The sequence below is a fragment of the Leptospira vanthielii serovar Holland str. Waz Holland = ATCC 700522 genome (genome assembly GCF_000332455.1).
Classification (GTDB): Bacteria; Spirochaetota; Leptospiria; order Leptospirales; family Leptospiraceae; genus Leptospira_A; species Leptospira_A vanthielii.
The window spans coordinates 137,337-152,799 of the sequence record NZ_AOGY02000014.1 but is presented as its reverse complement, the minus strand read 5'-3'; the positions used below and the strand labels follow the sequence as shown (position 1 = coordinate 152,799).

Here is a 15,463-nt window from a genome sequence, read left to right as displayed (position 1 = left end):
ATTGTCTAATCGTCCAAATAGTATCTAATTGGTCGCACATTCGATACGAGGTAAAAAATGAAAAAATTTCTTGTGATTCTCACTCTATTCTCTTTCAGCACTTTTGGTCTGTTTGCTCAAACAGAAGCAGACGAAGAACCGACTATGCAAGCCGATGAAGCTTCTGAAACCGTTAAACCTAAAAAAGAAAAAATGAACAACAAAGACGGTGAGAAAAAAGAGAAAAAGAATAACAAAGATGGCGCAAAAAAGGCTAAAAAAGCTAAGAAAGCCAAAAAAGAGAAAAAAGCAAAAAAAGACGCTGAGTAATCTTTTCGTCTCATCTCAAACCAAAACCCCTGGAAACAGGGGTTTTTTTATGCCTTAAAAAACCAAATGAAACCATTCGCCAAAATTACCATTTATCTATCGTTAGCTGTATTTATTCTAATAACAGTTTTTTGTTCTAGTTCGAATGAACAAAAAACCATATCCTCTCTAAGAAAGACCATTAGATTTGATTTAAAACTCAAATCGATTCCCAAGGAATTAAAAGGGGAAACTATTTCTTATTCACTGAAATTTTATTTTTGCCCTTCAACGATTGCTAAAGACTGTTATACGCCTGTATCAATACATTCATATAAATCAAATTCTATCATTGGATCATCTCTGGAACAAATTACATTTCCTCAAGAATTACCAAACAATTGGACCCATCTCGCAATTAGCATTGAAGGAATTCAAAAAGTCCATGGAAAGTACTCTCCTGGCCACAATCCTTATTGGATTCAAAATACAGATTCTCTTTTCAAAAATCCTAACATAAAACATGAGTTTACTTTTGTAAGCCAAGAGAACTTAATTTCCGATCGCAAACAACAGGAGCTCGCTGCAAAGTTTTCGCCCATTCTTGTCTTTCATAAAGATAAAAAATATTTACCGACTAATATCGAAAAGTATGCAAACTATTTTCAGCCCAAAGAATACATACTTCCCAATAAAGACATTCGCCGCAAAACAAAAGGCCAAACCACATGGAACTATGTGGAATTTCCTGACCTAAGAGAAACAGAAAAACAAACCCATTTATACTATCACGTGCGTTATGCCAATACAACTGTCTCGGGAACACAGAAGGAAGCGCTTCCTGGATTTAGAGACAACAGTAACTATTGGTATGAAGTGGGGAATGGAGATATGGTCATTTCCTATTGGATTTGGTATGATTGGAACGAAGGACCCACAAAGTTTGGAAACATCCACCAAGGAGATTTAGAATCCTATGCTCTCCTCATCTCAAAAGAGGGCAAACCAAAAAGAATACTACTGACTGGACATGATCATATCCTACTCGATACAGATTTTCGAAATATCAATTCCGTAAAAAATCACCCTATTCTTTATGTGGCGAAAGGCAATATGGGTTCCGATGGAGGGAATCCAACATCAGCTTATGGCGATTATACGGTTAAACTGCATGCAGGGAATGCCTTGTTTAATTATATTTCTGATCCTTGGGATGTGTTTCCAAGTTTGAATCCAGAAACATCTATCCTGATTGTTCCAAAAGATATAACCGAGAAAGATTTAACGAATGTTAAAATTGGTTCTGGAATCAAAAAGAATTCTAGTCCTCATGAAATTTCCGAACCGGAAACTGAGAAGTCAGAAACTCAGTTTGTAGATGCACGTTCTATGATCAAAGGACGAATTGAAAAACTAATAGCTTGGGAAGAACCGGGTTGGGTCGGCCAAACTGCAGACAAAGACCCTGACGGCCATCATAGGGTAGATCCCAAGTTGGCATCTTTCTTTCGATTTTCAGGTAGGCTCGGCAAACACCCCCGGTCGGATTTAAGAATTGGTGAACTCCACCAATACGGTGAATCGCCAGAGAATGCACCTTTCAAAACCAATATAGAACAACACTATACCTTTGAAAGTCCAAAGTCTGACCGGACTCACACAGACCGAGAAGGAAATTATGGACCTAAGTTTTTGGGAGATAATTCCACTCCGCAAAAATAATTGGATCAGATTAAATCAACTAACTTTGCTTTGGTTAATTCTTCTGGTTTGAATGGTTTTTCTTTTTTGATGTAATCGATCATCTCTTCTCGGTGTGAATACCCGGCACCGAGGATTGCTTTTTTGATGACAAAGTCTTTCCAAGTTTTCAAACTATGGCCAAACTTTTCGCGGTCCAAAAGCCTTGTGATGGATTCTTCATTCTCTCCCCAAACAAAGGGATTCGCACCTGCATCTAGTAGATCTATCAAACATTCAACGGCATCGGCAGAAGCTGCTAAAAACAAAGCGGTGTTCCCCAAATTGTCTTTTGTTTCTAAAGAAAAATCTCCCTCCTCCAAAAGATAAGAACAAAGATCATATAAATTTCTTTCTGCGACTAAATGAAGTGCCGTTTTTCCTTCACTGTCTTTGTCTTCGATTGTTTTAGGAAATTTATGGAGAAGATTTGTTACAATTTCCATTCGATCTTCCGTGATCGCTGCTAAAAATACAGATCGACCCTCCTCGTTTCGTAAAGAGAGAACCTCCTCTGTTAAGGAATCAGAGATCACTTCCCAAAGTGGTTCGGCGGATTCAAGGACAGAGAGATGAAAGATGGTGTTTCCATTTTTGTCTCGCGTATGAAGGTGAGGTGAGTGTTTCCAAACAGAAAACGTTTCTACAAGTATATGTAGAAAGGATTCTTTGTTTTGACTGATGATATCAAAGATTACATTGCCTGGAGTGCGGTAAGGAAAAGCGGGATCGGCACCCTGTAAGATAGCATACCGAAACAAATCCTCATTCTCCATCTTGAACATCCAAGAGAGAGGATTTGTTCCATAGGAATCTAACTCATTAGGATCAGCGCCTGCACGGATCTCACTCTCCCATTCTTCGATACTTCCCGACTTGGCAACGTTTATCAAACTCATTTAGGTTATGATACGCGTTTCCTCACAGAAGTCGATTTTTTAACGGAAGATTTCTTTGGAAAGGATCCAAGAATTTTATCAAAACCTTTTTTGGTTTCAAAGGTTAGAAATTGTATTGGTGCTTTGTCTTTTGTCGGAACCAAACTCATCGCCCGTTCAGAAAGTGCGGTGATGGTCAAACTTGGATTCACTCCTAAATTGACAGTGAGCATGGAGGCATCACAAACACGTAGGTTCTTATAACCAAACACTTTGTTTTCCATATCGATCACACCCCGTTCCGGAGAATCCGCCACAATGCAACCTCCCATAATATGACCTGTAACAGGTGCATTGAGAAGGGTATCATTAAAAGAACTTCGCGGAATCCCACCAACAATCTCAGCTAGTTTCCGAGCAAACGCATTGGCAATAGGAATGTAAGTGGGTGTTGGTTCTCCAGTCGAGAGAGCAGAGGTAATTGTTTTTTGAAAAGGCCAAATGAATCGTCTTTTTCGTACAAGTCGTACGCTATTATCAACCGTTTGCATCACAAGTAAAATGATAGAATTTTTTGCAAATCCAATGGGGTTATGAGATTTCAAAAAATAAAGAGGATGGCGAACCATCGTCCAAAAAAATTTGAGTGGTCTTGGAAAAATCCCTCCTCCATCCGTCATCACACTGGCAAGGACTCCAAAAAAATCAGATCCTTTCGAATACCGAACCGGTTCGATATGTGTATTTTCATCGGGATGGACAGAAGAGGTGATCGCAATGCCTTTAGAATAATCGGCGCCCTTACTTGCAGGGACAGTCACAGGTAAAACCGTTTCGCTATTAGTTCGAACTGTATCACCTAACTTCTCTGATAAACGAATCATTTTGTTATCTTGTTGCATCTTAAGTAAAAGACCAACGGTTCCCATCACACCAGCAGATAACACCACTTGTTTGGAACGAAGTTTTCTTTTTGGAGAACCAAACCAACCGGTTGTGCTCCTTGTTTCCAATTCATATCCAAATTCTCCACTCGCTTCTGGATCAGGAATGCCTTTTTGATTGATTGGAATGAGTGAAGTGACTTTAGTTTCAGGAAGGATGACAGCTCCCAACTTTTCGGCTAAGTATAAATAGTTTTTATCCAAAGTGTTTTTTGCGTTATGGCGACAACCCACCATACAACCACCACAGAAGTTACATGGATCACGGTCTGGACCATCCCCACCAAAAAAAGGATCCTTGGGATCTTTTTTGTTTCCAAAATAAATTCCCACAGGAGTTCTACGGAAAGTATCTTCCTTACCAAAAGTTTTTGCTGTTTCTAAAAGGAGACGGTCTGGTTCCCAAAGTTGGGGATTTTCGGTAACACCAAGCATGTGTTTTGCTACATCATAATAAGGTAATAAAGCTTTTTCCCCACCCATTTTTGAATACAAAGGAGAGTTTAATACTTTTGAGGAAGGCACATACAAGGTACATGCATACACTAATGAACCACCGCCAACACCAGACCCACTCACAAGTAAAAAGTCATTGAGTAAATTGATTCTTTGGATTCCATAAAAACCTAGTTTCGGCATCCAAAGATACTTACGTAAACTCCAATTGGTTTTTGGAAAGTCTGTGGCCTTCCAACGTTTTCCTGATTCAATCACCAAAACTTTATAACCTTTTTGAGATAACCGATAGGCAGATACGGATCCTCCAAAACCAGATCCGACTATAATAAAGTCGTACTCATAATTTAGCTCTTTTGGAATGGATTGACTCATGGTTCGTTTTTCCTTGTTTGTGGTGCGTAAGCGAAACCGAGTCTGCAAAGGAATTCAATTCCTGTCAATTCGCTCTTACGGAATCTGATAAAAACTTCTAGCCGAATGTTATAAATCCTTTTAAATCGGTTCATGCCTGAGATCAAAAAACAAATCCCTCTACTCAAATCTGACGGAACCCTCACAGAAGAAGGTTGGGCACGGTCCCCTCTTTGGACTTACAATCGCGAAAATATTGCGGCCTCCGCACTAAAAATTAAAGAATGGGATTATTATTCGGTTCTTTCTCCTTCTAAAGATTTTGGAATTTCATTCACTGCATCTGATTTAGGTTATGCGGGACTATTTGCCATTTGTTTTTTAGATTTCAAACGAGGAACATTCAAACAAATTGATACTCTTTCTGTTCTACCTTTAGGAAAAACAGGATTCCCACGTGTGAACAGTAGTGGGGTTGTTCAGTTTGAAGACAAAAAACTTCGCCTCCGATTTGAAGTGATCAATGGAAAACGAATTTTGGAATTTGAATCCAAATCGTTTGATGCACCGGATGGTTCCAAAGGAATTCATGGAAAAATTGAACTCACAGAACCAAAAATGGAATCGATGAATATTGCCACTTCTTGGAAAGAAAACCGCAAAGCATTTTATTATAATACTAAAATCAATTGTATGCCGGCCTCAGGCCAAGTGCAAGTTGGGAATACAATGTATCAATTTGATCCCAAAAAAGATTTTGGAGCATTAGATTGGGGCCGAGGTGTATGGACGTATAAAAATAGATGGTATTGGAGTTCTGTATCCGCATGGATTGGAGGAAAACCATTTGGCCTCAATTTAGGATATGGATTTACTGATAGAACACCGGCTTCAGAAAATACTATCCTTTATGATGGCAAAATTCATAAATTGGATGAAGTCAAATTTATCATTGATACCGAAAACTATATGGCTCCCTGGAAGTTCACATCCAATAACAACCGTTTGGAATTGGATTTTACACCCATTGTCGATAGAAAATCATATATGAATTTTTTAGTCATAAAAACAATCCAACACCAAGTGTTTGGAAAGTTTAACGGAACAGTAGTTTTAGATAATGGGGAAAAACTGAAACTCGAGAACATCCTCGGTTTTGCCGAAGATGTCCTGAATCATTACTAAAGAGTTTTACTTTCTTTTCTTTAGTTTGTAATAAGCGGAGAAACTGGCCGGGATAAAGATCAGGGACCCAAAGGTTCCAAATCCAAGTCCCCAAGCCAAGGAAAGTGTCATGGGTATGAGGAGTGGATCCGATCCGCCAATAGCGTAGGCTGTCGGGATCATACCTGCCATAGTCGTCATTGTAGTCACAAGGATGGGACGAAATCTTTCCGAAGATGCAGTGATGAGCGACTCATACAACCCTTCCCCTTTCGCTTGGAATTCTTGGATGGTATCCACAAGTACGATGGATGCGTTTACAATCACTCCAGCAAGACCAATGATACCAATCATTGCAAGAAAACTAAGCGCCTTACCGGAAATCAAAAATCCAAATACCACTCCCACAAAACCTAATGGAATGGAGAGCAAAATGAGAATTGGTTTTTTAATGCTATTGAAAATAATCGCAAGGATGGCAAAAATTCCAAAGAGTGCCAACACCCCTGCTACCAGAAGGGAAACCATGGACTTAGCAGTTTCTTCTTGTTCCCCTCTAAATTTAATTTTATAACCCGGATATTTTTTTCCAATATTTCCAAACTCATCTACAATTTTTCCATTCACAATAGAGGAACTTGTAACGGCTTCATTGACATCAGCAAGGACAGTGATGGCTTTTTCATAATCATTATGGTATAAAGCCTCTATCCCTTGGACAATGGTTCTTGTAGTGACTGCCGTAATCGGTGTTAGGAGACCAAATTTATTTGAAATCTGAATCGTATCTAAATCTTCGATTCCATCTCGGAACCGGTCATCGTTTTGGATAATGATTCGAACTTCGTCCTTTCCCTTACGAAGGTTAGATGCTTCAAGTCCGTCCATAGCTGTGCGAACATAGTAGGCAGTAATTTCTGTATCGATTCCGGTAATGGCTGAGGCCGTGTCCTTCACTCGAATTTGAATTTCTTCTCTACCTGGTTTGTAATCATCATTGATGTTGATCACTCCCTCTTGTTTTTTTAGGAAACCTTGCATCTCATTAGAAATTTGTTTTAAAACTTTGTAATCACGACCTTCGATGGCAACCGTTACAGCAGCACCGATTGGTGGACCGTTCACAACCAAATCTACCATCACAGAAACCGCATTGGGTAACTTTTTTAACTCGGGTTCTAATTCGCCAAAAATTTCCTGAGCAGTGCGGTTACGTTCTGTTTCTGGAACTAAAATGATCTGTGCCATTCCGAGTTGTTCCCCAATCCGAGTGAGTGGGTCCGTAGGATCTGTTTGTTGGATTCCTATTTTTAGAATGACACTTTGCACTTCTGATTTTGGAATTTTATCCAGAATCGGTTGGAAGTATTGCAGTTGTTTTGCGGTCTCTTGAGAAGAAAAATCGGGAGGAAATTCCGCACGAACCAAAACATAATCAATCCCTTCTTTCGGAAACAAATTGAAATTCATCAGTCCGACAAGTCCACAAGAGGACAAAAACACAATAAGGATCGAACCTAATGTAAGGAATGGACGTTTGACAACTCGCGTAATGAAACGTGTGAATCCTGATTTTAAAGACTCAAACCCATTGTCTAAAATCGCACGAAAACGATCGCGGTGTTTGGAACGTTTTTTGACTTCATGTGATGTGAACTGTGCGTACCGAACAGGAAGTAATAAAAACGATTCAAATAAGGATAAAGTCAAAGCAACAATCACCATAAAAGGAATCTGCCAAATGAATTTACCCATAATTCCTGACATAAATGCCATTGGCAAAAAGGCAGCAACGGTTGTTAGGTAAGACCCAATGATGGGAACAAAAAGTTCGCTGGCACCAAGAACTGCGGCTTCTCTTGAATCCATTTTTCTGGATCTATGTTTATAGATATTTTCTGAAATAATAATACTATTATCAACTAACATCCCCAGGGAGATAATAATCCCAAGCATGGACACTAAGTTAAAGGAAACATCAAAAATAGGAAAAGCGATGGTAGTTGCAAAAAGAGTCAATGGCAACGAAAGACTTGTGAGTAGGGAATCCTTAAAACTAAAGAAGAGAATTAGGACCACCACAACCAAAAACAAACCTTGAAGTGAATTGGTAATCACCACATCCAATCGTTTGATCGCACGAGCCCCTTCATTGTTCAATTCCGTAAACTGAATGTTAGCCGGAATTTGTTTCTTTAATTCTGCAACTCTTGCCTGAACCGCTTCCACTGTGCGAATGATGTCCGCACTATCTTTTTTAATGATTTGTAAAACATAAGCAGGTTCCCCATTCACAATGGCAACCACCCGTGGCCTTTCATAAGTATCTTTTACATTGGCAACTTGTGATAAAAGAATCGTATTTCCTGTTTCATTCGAACGAATGGGGATATTTTTAATATCATTGATTTCGCTGATTTCACCGGTCACACGAATGTCTTGGGTGATGGGCCGCAAAAAAGATCCTGCTGGAACACTGATATTTCGTTTGGAGATTGCATTGATGATATCGGAAAAACCAAGAGTATACTTTTTTTTCAGGTCGGGATCCACACGAATCCGCCACTCCTCTTTTCGTTTTCCAAAAGCATCCACTCTAGATACCCCAGAGACTTTACGCATCTCATCTTCAATGAAACGACCCATTTCCTGAAGTTCCATCTCATCCATTGCACCATGGATTGCCATCTCTAACACAGGAAAGTTGGAGCTCTTTTGTTCTGTTACAATCGGACGATCTTTCACAGTTGCTGGCAAATTGGTCACACGATCTACAGCACGTCTGATATCGTTCACAACACCGTCAGGGTTATTGTGTTCTAAATCGATTTTGATACTGATATCGGATTCTGAGTTTCGAGAGATAGAACGAACCGAGTCTAATCCTTCTACCTCGCGTAACTTTTCTTCGATGGGAATGGTTACTTTTTTTTCCACATCCACGGGACTGGCACCAGGATAAACAGTAAGAACACGCACTTGACGAAAGTTTACTCTCGGAAATGCTTCTCGTTTCATAGAAAGCACAGAGATCATTCCCGCAAGGAACAAAAATATAAAAACCAAATTAGCAACTAATGGTTTGTAGACGAAGAAATGGATAATTTTTTTCATAAATATAATTCGATTTAATCAACCTAATGATTTTGAATGCCTGGTCAAGATGAAATGGAAATTTATTAACTTTGTTTTTCTGATTCGCGTTCTTTTAATACAGTCTCAATCACTTCTACAAAAACCGAAGTGTCTTGAGCTCCACTCACCGCATACTTTCCTCCAACGATAAAATACGGAACACCGCTGATTCCATTTTGATGGTAGTAGGAAATTTCTTGCCTGATATGTTCTTTGAGTTCTGGATCTGCAAATACTGCATCAAACTTGATACGATCTTTATAAACTGGTTCGGCTACCTTCCAAATTATTTCTTTATCCGTGAGATCTTTTCCCTCGGTAAAGTTAGCAGCAAAAAACAAATCTACCAACTTAGCTTGTTCTTCTAAGCTAGAAAGCCCAGCAACCAGAGCATGTAATACCAATGTGTTCGTAGCCTTTGGAATGGCATCGAACTGAAAAGAAATACCAACGTCCTTTCCAATTTGTGTCAGCCTTTGCCAAGCACCATCCAAGCGGTCCAAACTTCCGAATTTCTGTGTTAGGTGCTCTTTATAATCAATTCCGGCTTCAGGAATTTCGGGAGACAATTGAAAAGGCCTCCATCGAACCTGTGGATCGATTTTATCTCCTACTGTTTGGAGGGCCAACTCCAGTTTCTTTTTTCCTACATAACACCAAGGGCAAGCTACATCGGAGACGATATCAATGGAAAAAGGTTCAGAGTTGGTTGACATTTAAGGTTAGACTCCCTTTCAATTAAGGTCTAAATCCAGAAATGGGAAAATTATGAAGCTCACAAGAAAAAGATTTCTATTTAACAGTTTTGCCTCCGGTGCCTTGGTTTCCCTGTCCACAATACAAAGTGAATTGTATGCCTATTCGTCGGGGGATGCGACCCTTCACAGGAAAGACCCCCTCGGGTATGCGGAATCTTTGGGTTTTACCAAACCCTTAGACCAAATCCTCATCACAGCCCTCCTTGCTCCCAATTCTCATAATTCCCAACCTTGGAAAATCAAGCGGGTATCGGATTCTGCGTTTTTACTTTTTGGGGATAGGGAAAAACAACTCCAGGAAATAGATTCCCTAAACCGCCAATTCTTTCATACCCATGGAGCTTTTTTAGAGTTAGCTCATCTAACGGCCGATAAACTTATGTTTGATACGAAAATTACTTACTTCCCCAAAGGAAAACCTAGCTCCCAAACCTTTCCCCTAAACCCCATTGCCAAATTTGAAATTTCCCCCAAGTCAAAATGTGTGCATGACTTTTTGTTTGCCGGTCTTCCCCACCGCCGAATGAATCGGTCCGTTTACTCGGGCCCAATGATTACTGAGGAAGAAATGGCTGACCTAAAAATGTTAACAGGACCATCCAAACATAAATTACTCTTTCTCAATGATCCAAAAAAGTTAGAATCCATCCTTCCCTTACTCGATTCTGCTTTTGCGATGGAAACTAATCGTACTGCATCCAATGAGTTAAATCGAAAGTGGTTTCGAGTGTCCAAAGAAGACATCTACAACAAACGAGATGGACTCACCCTAGAAGGAAACGGACTTTCAGGAATCAAACTCTGGTTTGCCAAAACATTCTTTGTGGATTTATCGAAAGAGGGTTGGCATTCCGAATCTGCCAAAGAAGCGGGAATCCAAATGTTCCAGAACCAAGTGTATTCATCCAAAGCATTAGTTTTCTTTATCACAGAAGGATCCGACGATGAGAGAACATGGATAGAAACGGGAAGGGATTTTATACGCTTCACATTGGCCTGTGCTGTGCGTAACATTGCCTTCCACACAATGAACCAAGCTGTCGAAGATTATCCAGAAAGTCGAACCTTCACCAAACAATTAAAAACGATACTCGGATTAAAACCAAACGAACAGATTCAATTGATTGCAAGAATGGGAAGAAGTTCTTATGAATATGATTCTCCGAGACGGGAGATAGAAAGTTTTTTAATTTAGAGATTGGGAAAATGAACTACACCTGTCGACTCAAAAGCAGGTTTGGAAAACAAATACCCTTGGTAGAGATGGATTCCCATATCTACCAAAACTTTTAACTCTTCAATAGTCTCTACACCTTCGGCAATGACAGCAATTCCAATTTCACGACAAACTCCCGCAATTGCATTCGTTAATTTTTGGGCCACAGGATTCAGATGAATGTTTCGAATCAATTCCATATCTAATTTGATGAGATCAGGTTGGAATTTTGCAAGTAGGTTGAGTCCAGAATAACCAGAACCAAAATCATCTATCGCAGTTAAAAAACCATACTGTTTGTATGCTTTAAAAATTTTTATGATATGGTCGTGGTCTTGAACTTCTTCCCCTTCGGTTAACTCAAACACCAATCGGTTGAGTGGAAATTGGAATTCACGACTTGCTTCTAAAGTTGTACGAATACAAGTTTCCGGTTGGTAAATGGCATTGGGTAAAAAGTTAATATTTAAGTAAGAGGGAATTTGTATCTGGCTTGCGAGTTGGATCGCTTTGATCCGACAGGCCTGGTCAAACTGATATCTGTTAGTTGCATTTACCTTAGAAAGAATCGAATATGCAGATTCTCCTGAAATTCCCCGAACTAAAGCTTCATGCGAATAAACCGTTTTTTTGTTCCAGTCCACGATGGGCTGGAAAGCCATCGTAAAAGAAAAGTCAAGGCCCGCACCGCTGCGACATTCGGCACAACTATATAATTTCGGAACTTTACCTTCTGGTGTGGTAACAAGTTGGTCTTCGGGAAATTTGAATTTCATCATACCGTTACTCAATTTAGACGAAATCTAAATAAAAAAACGAATTTCGACAACTAGAATTTTGGAAGTTTTCCGAGCACATACCAAACCACTACCAAAAATTGGAAGATGGCAGTGACAAGTAAGATGCTATATGGTTTTGCATTCACAGCTTTTAGAGAACCAATCCTCGCACCAAAGATCCCTCCAAAACTTCCGACAAGGGCAAGTTCCAAATGCAACTTTCCTTGGAGAAAAAATAGTACACTCGTTCCAAAAGAGGTGAGAAAAATTCCTAAAAAGGAAGTGGCGACCGCTTCCACGGGACTCATACGAAAGTAGTAAACAAAGAGAGGAACCGCAAGAAATCCTCCGCCAATCCCAAAAAGGGAAGAAAACAAACCGAAAAAAATTCCAGTGAAAAGTACAATCAAAACAGATTTAGGTGAATAGAAAAACAAATCAGCTTGGTTTTTATCTGTTTCTACTTTCAGATTCGTCTTATCTACGTTAACCGACAAATCCATATTCACATCAGAATCTAATTTTGTTTCCAGATCAGAATCAGATTTTGCAGAAACCTCAATGGCAGCTGGATTTAAATTTTCAGTCTGGACTGCCAGAGTTTGGTAGTATTTCCTCCTTCTCTTTAACGCTGTGATTAAATTATAAACTGCAAGGATTCCCAAAAAAACAGTGAACACAATGAGATAAATAAATTCCGACAAAGGAATCCCGTAGTACAACTGTTTGCCGATTTCTGTGTCTTCAAATCTACCAAATTTATAGGCCGTGTATTGGGCCGCAGGAATGGATGTACATAACAAAAGGAATCCTTGTTTCCAACGGATTTTCTTGTTTTTGTGATACACAACAAGCCCGGAAAGAGCCGAGACCGGCATCTGCGCCAAAGAGACGGCAACGGCTTGGACAGCAGTTAGGTGGAAAAAACTATGGAAGAAGGGAGTGTAAATAAACCCTCCTCCCAGTCCTAAAAATGAAGCTAAATACCCAACAAAAAACCCAACTCCAAATACTACAATGATCCCGGGCCAAAATCCCCAAACAAAATCATGATAAATTTGGAAGTTAAAGTCCAAATGTTTTAGAAATGTTCCTTGGCGTCCTCAAAGAACTTCAGTGTGGTTCTTTCAAATACTTCTCGTTCGGTTGCTGTTTCAAAATTGTACCAAGAAATAGGAACAAACAGTAACCACTGCGCATAATTTCTAAAGATATGATAATCATACGTTCCTACCTTCTTTCCATCTTTGTAGAGAAGGTATTGTACATCATAACCATCTTGTGTGGACCAAGCGGGAAGTAATGTGGCGGTAAGAGTAGAAATTCCGAGAAAAACCGTCGCTTCAGGGGACGGGGAACGGTAATTTACTTTTACATTCACCAAATACCCGGACTTTGGAACATCCACACCTTCCACAGTATTTTTAAAACGAGTTTTGTTTTGAAAGTAATTCTTGAGAGCTTCCCTTCCCCCCAAATTCATTTGAGGAAATGTAGGGAGGGCATAAACAAAATTGGTATCGTTTGTTTTTTCTTCCGAAGGAAGGGGAAGGATTTTTGGATGGTCCTTATAACTGATCAAACAATTGGTAAAAATGAAAAGTGCAACGATTACTGTCGCAATAGTTGATACTTTAGTTTTGGCTGTGGTCATGTAACCCTTCCTCGTCATGTCTTCTTTCTAATTCTTCGTACAATTCTTCTTGGTCTTCCGAAAAAAATAATTCGAATCCAATGCGTAAACAAACAGGATCATCCTCAATCGAAACATTACTAGGTAAAATCAAATTCATTACATAGAATGTATTGGATTCTGCTTCTTCTAAAAAAACTTCTGTGGCATCCCACTCGTCAAATCCCTCTACCTCAGGTTTACGGAATTCTTTTAAAATTTCATCGAAGGGTTCTGTGATGTAGTTAAATTCGCCAGACTCACTATCAATGATAAACTGAATATGATGGCAACCAGGCCCTTCCTCTTCTAAAGGACTAAGAACAAGACTACCGCAAGCAGGACAATGGATGACGGGATCGATGGCTCCGCTTGGCCAATTGATATTGATGGTTTCAATCATAGGTTACAAACCTCAAGTCCCCATCCTAATGAATCTCATTCTTAGGGAAACCGGAATTTCCTTTTCTTTTTCAAAAAACATTTCAAAACTTTAATAGGAAAATTAAGATAAAATTTGCCTTAAATATGGGGTTCCATTTCCATCAAAAACAAATGGGGATCACAGCTGAATACCAATCTGCTTTTACTTCCAGCTTTCAAGAATTTTTTGGAAATGCTAAGGATATAGGTTGGGAACTCTACCATTTAAGTTCAGAACCAGAAAATGATTTTCCCACTTGGATCACCTTCACCATCAGGAATCCGTTAGGTGGAAGAGCGTTAGTATTTCGTTATCAAAGGTTAGATAATAAATTTTACGCCCACCTTAAAGTCCAAGTCATTCCCGGTGAAGAAAACTGGGGCCTCGACCAGTTGTTTCATAAAAAAGGATACACCGATCTTGATGCCGACGACATCCTTTCTTCTGGCGGCGAATGGCTCTTCCATTCCTTGGCACGCCACTACTTCGGAATCATTATTTCGTTTTGTCCGAGGATCTTAGAGCCCGATTATTTTTTAGATTGAGACTTTTTATTACGATCATCCGCAAGGACTTGGTTCCATAAAAATCCCCAAATAAAAAAGGTTGAGTTGATATAGGTGTACAACATAAGTACTACCATTTTGGAAATCAAATCATACGCTAAGGAATAATTCACTCCCACGTTTTTCATTTTCAGATAACCTTGGAATCCAAAACTCATTCCAAGCACAAGGAGTGATGCTAAAATCGCACCAGATAAATTTTCTTTTAAAGTAGTTTTTGCTTTCGTAATATAAGCATAATAGAATGTAAAAAGTCCAATGCTGTATGGTAAAGTGATAAGTGATACCGCTAGATAAGGATGGTTCCGAAAAAAACCAAACCGAAATTTCTGAAACAAAAATCGTTCTGTCGCAACCAGTCCATAAGTCAGATAAAAATACAAAACAAGCAGTAAAAGAGAGATCACAAGCAATCGAAAGTTAATCCATTGTGAGGCGATAAACCCAACTTTGGTTTCGTCCCGCGAAATAAAACGAAGTGCCTTGGAGATCGTTCCAAAGATAGTCAAACTAGAAAAAAACGAAATTGCGATGCTAAGAGCAATTACATTATAACTTTTAACCTTTGTTAGATTTTCGACACTTTTGTCTATGGGTTGGAAAATGGGTGCGGGCAGAAACTTACCGATTTGGTCTGTCATCAAATTGATGGTTCTCGGATCTTGCAAAAGTCCCAGTAGGGTCACAAAGACAACGAGCAGAGGAAACAGAGTCAAAAGGAAGGTAAACGAAAGTTCCGAAGCAAGGCCATGGACATCGTACAGGTAAACTTCACTGAAAAATCGTCGGAGGCGTTTCATGCGGTCAGTTTGGAACTTGTCTGTATTTTTGTCTTATTTTTCTTGCAGTCTCCATTCCTACGGAAACCCTGGAAGAATCTCAGTGACGTACCTAAAAGGGGAAAACTTCCATGTCAGAAGAAAAAGAAAATAAGAACAAAAAAATCGCGAAGATGACGGTAGACGAAATTGACGCAGCCATCAAAAAGTCTGTTGAAACCATGAATGGTGAATCCAGCCTTTATGTAAGACACCTTCGTGAAAGAAAGGCGGAACTTCTAGCCAAAAAATAAGGTTAGTCCGCTTAAAT

15 protein-coding genes are annotated in these 15,463 nt (G+C 39.4%); 6 read left to right on the top strand and 9 right to left on the bottom strand.

Annotated features, from left to right (window positions below):
* Positions 1 to 57: 57 nt before the first annotated feature.
* Both LEP1GSC199_RS02970 and LEP1GSC199_RS02965 read left to right on the top strand, forming a co-directional pair.
* Entirely contained in the window at positions 58 to 309 is a 252-nt protein-coding gene (locus tag LEP1GSC199_RS02970; RefSeq protein ID WP_002976972.1) for a hypothetical protein, read from the top strand.
* A gap of 66 nt (positions 310 to 375) precedes the next feature.
* Positions 376 to 2,010: a hypothetical protein gene (locus tag LEP1GSC199_RS02965; protein ID WP_002976977.1), complete on the top strand. Its 1,635-nt coding sequence runs from the start codon at positions 376 to 378 to the stop codon at positions 2,008 to 2,010.
* A 5-nt stretch (positions 2,011 to 2,015) separates the two neighbouring features.
* Here the strand turns inward: LEP1GSC199_RS02965 and LEP1GSC199_RS02960 are convergent, their stop codons facing one another.
* Together LEP1GSC199_RS02960 and LEP1GSC199_RS02955 are read right to left on the bottom strand one after the other, a co-directional pair.
* Positions 2,016 to 2,927: an ankyrin repeat domain-containing protein gene (locus tag LEP1GSC199_RS02960; RefSeq protein WP_002977199.1), complete on the bottom strand. Its 912-nt coding sequence runs from the start codon at positions 2,925 to 2,927 to the stop codon at positions 2,016 to 2,018.
* Between the two features lie 5 nt (positions 2,928 to 2,932).
* Positions 2,933 to 4,681, bottom strand: a complete 1,749-nt coding sequence (locus LEP1GSC199_RS02955; RefSeq protein ID WP_002977120.1) for a GMC oxidoreductase — start codon at positions 4,679 to 4,681, stop codon at positions 2,933 to 2,935.
* 132 nt (positions 4,682 to 4,813) lie between these two features.
* Between LEP1GSC199_RS02955 and LEP1GSC199_RS02950 the strand changes: the two genes are divergently transcribed.
* Complete coding sequence (locus LEP1GSC199_RS02950) at positions 4,814 to 5,845, top strand: DUF2804 domain-containing protein (protein ID WP_002976934.1); 1,032 nt, start codon at positions 4,814 to 4,816, stop codon at positions 5,843 to 5,845.
* A gap of 6 nt (positions 5,846 to 5,851) precedes the next feature.
* Here LEP1GSC199_RS02950 and LEP1GSC199_RS02945 read toward each other — a convergent pair whose 3' ends face one another.
* Both LEP1GSC199_RS02945 and LEP1GSC199_RS02940 read right to left on the bottom strand, forming a co-directional pair.
* The gene (locus LEP1GSC199_RS02945) at positions 5,852 to 8,938 is read right to left on the bottom strand and encodes an efflux RND transporter permease subunit (protein ID WP_002977213.1); all 3,087 of its coding nucleotides are present in this window, start codon (positions 8,936 to 8,938) and stop codon (positions 5,852 to 5,854) included.
* Between the two features lie 65 nt (positions 8,939 to 9,003).
* Positions 9,004 to 9,675 (bottom strand): DsbA family oxidoreductase, encoded by a 672-nt coding sequence (locus tag LEP1GSC199_RS02940; protein WP_002977146.1) that lies wholly within the window; start codon positions 9,673 to 9,675, stop codon positions 9,004 to 9,006.
* Between the two features lie 52 nt (positions 9,676 to 9,727).
* On the opposite strand from LEP1GSC199_RS02940, the gene LEP1GSC199_RS02935 reads away from it, so the two are divergent.
* Complete coding sequence (locus LEP1GSC199_RS02935) at positions 9,728 to 10,912, top strand: Acg family FMN-binding oxidoreductase (protein WP_002976914.1); 1,185 nt, start codon at positions 9,728 to 9,730, stop codon at positions 10,910 to 10,912.
* Here LEP1GSC199_RS02935 and LEP1GSC199_RS02930 read toward each other — a convergent pair.
* The 4 genes from LEP1GSC199_RS02930 to LEP1GSC199_RS02915 are packed head-to-tail and all read right to left on the bottom strand — an operon-like array spanning position 10,909 to position 13,787.
* The gene (locus LEP1GSC199_RS02930; protein ID WP_002977065.1) at positions 10,909 to 11,709 is read right to left on the bottom strand and encodes an EAL domain-containing protein; all 801 of its coding nucleotides are present in this window, start codon (positions 11,707 to 11,709) and stop codon (positions 10,909 to 10,911) included. The two genes, LEP1GSC199_RS02935 and LEP1GSC199_RS02930, sit on opposite strands and share 4 nt — an antisense overlap.
* Before the next feature lie 53 nt (positions 11,710 to 11,762).
* Positions 11,763 to 12,788: a sulfite exporter TauE/SafE family protein gene (locus LEP1GSC199_RS02925; protein ID WP_002977205.1), complete on the bottom strand. Its 1,026-nt coding sequence runs from the start codon at positions 12,786 to 12,788 to the stop codon at positions 11,763 to 11,765.
* A 5-nt stretch (positions 12,789 to 12,793) separates the two neighbouring features.
* Positions 12,794 to 13,366 (bottom strand): LIC12231 family lipoprotein, encoded by a 573-nt coding sequence (locus LEP1GSC199_RS02920; RefSeq protein WP_002977119.1) that lies wholly within the window; start codon positions 13,364 to 13,366, stop codon positions 12,794 to 12,796.
* Positions 13,347 to 13,787: a hypothetical protein gene (locus LEP1GSC199_RS02915; protein ID WP_002976990.1), complete on the bottom strand. Its 441-nt coding sequence runs from the start codon at positions 13,785 to 13,787 to the stop codon at positions 13,347 to 13,349. Before LEP1GSC199_RS02915 ends, LEP1GSC199_RS02920 begins: the two co-directional genes overlap by 20 nt.
* Positions 13,788 to 13,939: 152 nt before the next feature.
* Between LEP1GSC199_RS02915 and LEP1GSC199_RS02910 the strand changes: the two genes are divergently transcribed.
* A complete protein-coding gene (locus LEP1GSC199_RS02910) occupies positions 13,940 to 14,353 on the top strand; it encodes a hypothetical protein (protein ID WP_039925935.1) in 414 nt (137 codons plus the stop codon).
* Here the strand turns inward: LEP1GSC199_RS02910 and LEP1GSC199_RS02905 are convergent.
* Complete coding sequence (locus tag LEP1GSC199_RS02905) at positions 14,338 to 15,174, bottom strand: YihY/virulence factor BrkB family protein (protein ID WP_002976930.1); 837 nt, start codon at positions 15,172 to 15,174, stop codon at positions 14,338 to 14,340. The two genes, LEP1GSC199_RS02910 and LEP1GSC199_RS02905, sit on opposite strands and share 16 nt — an antisense overlap.
* 110 nt (positions 15,175 to 15,284) lie before the next feature.
* Between LEP1GSC199_RS02905 and LEP1GSC199_RS21410 the strand changes: the two genes are divergently transcribed.
* Complete coding sequence (locus LEP1GSC199_RS21410) at positions 15,285 to 15,446, top strand: hypothetical protein (protein WP_002977273.1); 162 nt, start codon at positions 15,285 to 15,287, stop codon at positions 15,444 to 15,446.
* The last annotated feature ends 17 nt before the right edge of the window (positions 15,447 to 15,463 follow it).

What these genes read in the sequence shown, in the direction of transcription:
- LEP1GSC199_RS02970 (WP_002976972.1), top strand. Translation starts at nt 58, where the DNA reads ATGAAAAAATTTCTTGTGATTCTCACTCTATTCTCTTTCAGCACTTTT.
- LEP1GSC199_RS02965 (WP_002976977.1), top strand. Translation starts at nt 376, where the DNA reads ATGAAACCATTCGCCAAAATTACCATTTATCTATCGTTAGCTGTATTT.
- LEP1GSC199_RS02960 (WP_002977199.1), bottom strand. Translation starts at nt 2,927, where the DNA reads ATGAGTTTGATAAACGTTGCCAAGTCGGGAAGTATCGAAGAATGGGAG.
- LEP1GSC199_RS02955 (WP_002977120.1), bottom strand. Translation starts at nt 4,681, where the DNA reads ATGAGTCAATCCATTCCAAAAGAGCTAAATTATGAGTACGACTTTATT.
- LEP1GSC199_RS02950 (WP_002976934.1), top strand. Translation starts at nt 4,814, where the DNA reads ATGCCTGAGATCAAAAAACAAATCCCTCTACTCAAATCTGACGGAACC.
- LEP1GSC199_RS02945 (WP_002977213.1), bottom strand. Translation starts at nt 8,938, where the DNA reads ATGAAAAAAATTATCCATTTCTTCGTCTACAAACCATTAGTTGCTAAT.
- LEP1GSC199_RS02940 (WP_002977146.1), bottom strand. Translation starts at nt 9,675, where the DNA reads ATGTCAACCAACTCTGAACCTTTTTCCATTGATATCGTCTCCGATGTA.
- LEP1GSC199_RS02935 (WP_002976914.1), top strand. Translation starts at nt 9,728, where the DNA reads ATGAAGCTCACAAGAAAAAGATTTCTATTTAACAGTTTTGCCTCCGGT.
- LEP1GSC199_RS02930 (WP_002977065.1), bottom strand. Translation starts at nt 11,709, where the DNA reads ATGAAATTCAAATTTCCCGAAGACCAACTTGTTACCACACCAGAAGGT.
- LEP1GSC199_RS02920 (WP_002977119.1), bottom strand. Translation starts at nt 13,366, where the DNA reads ATGACCACAGCCAAAACTAAAGTATCAACTATTGCGACAGTAATCGTT.
- LEP1GSC199_RS02915 (WP_002976990.1), bottom strand. Translation starts at nt 13,787, where the DNA reads ATGATTGAAACCATCAATATCAATTGGCCAAGCGGAGCCATCGATCCC.
- LEP1GSC199_RS02910 (WP_039925935.1), top strand. Translation starts at nt 13,940, where the DNA reads ATGGGGATCACAGCTGAATACCAATCTGCTTTTACTTCCAGCTTTCAA.
- LEP1GSC199_RS02905 (WP_002976930.1), bottom strand. Translation starts at nt 15,174, where the DNA reads ATGAAACGCCTCCGACGATTTTTCAGTGAAGTTTACCTGTACGATGTC.
- LEP1GSC199_RS21410 (WP_002977273.1), top strand. Translation starts at nt 15,285, where the DNA reads ATGTCAGAAGAAAAAGAAAATAAGAACAAAAAAATCGCGAAGATGACG.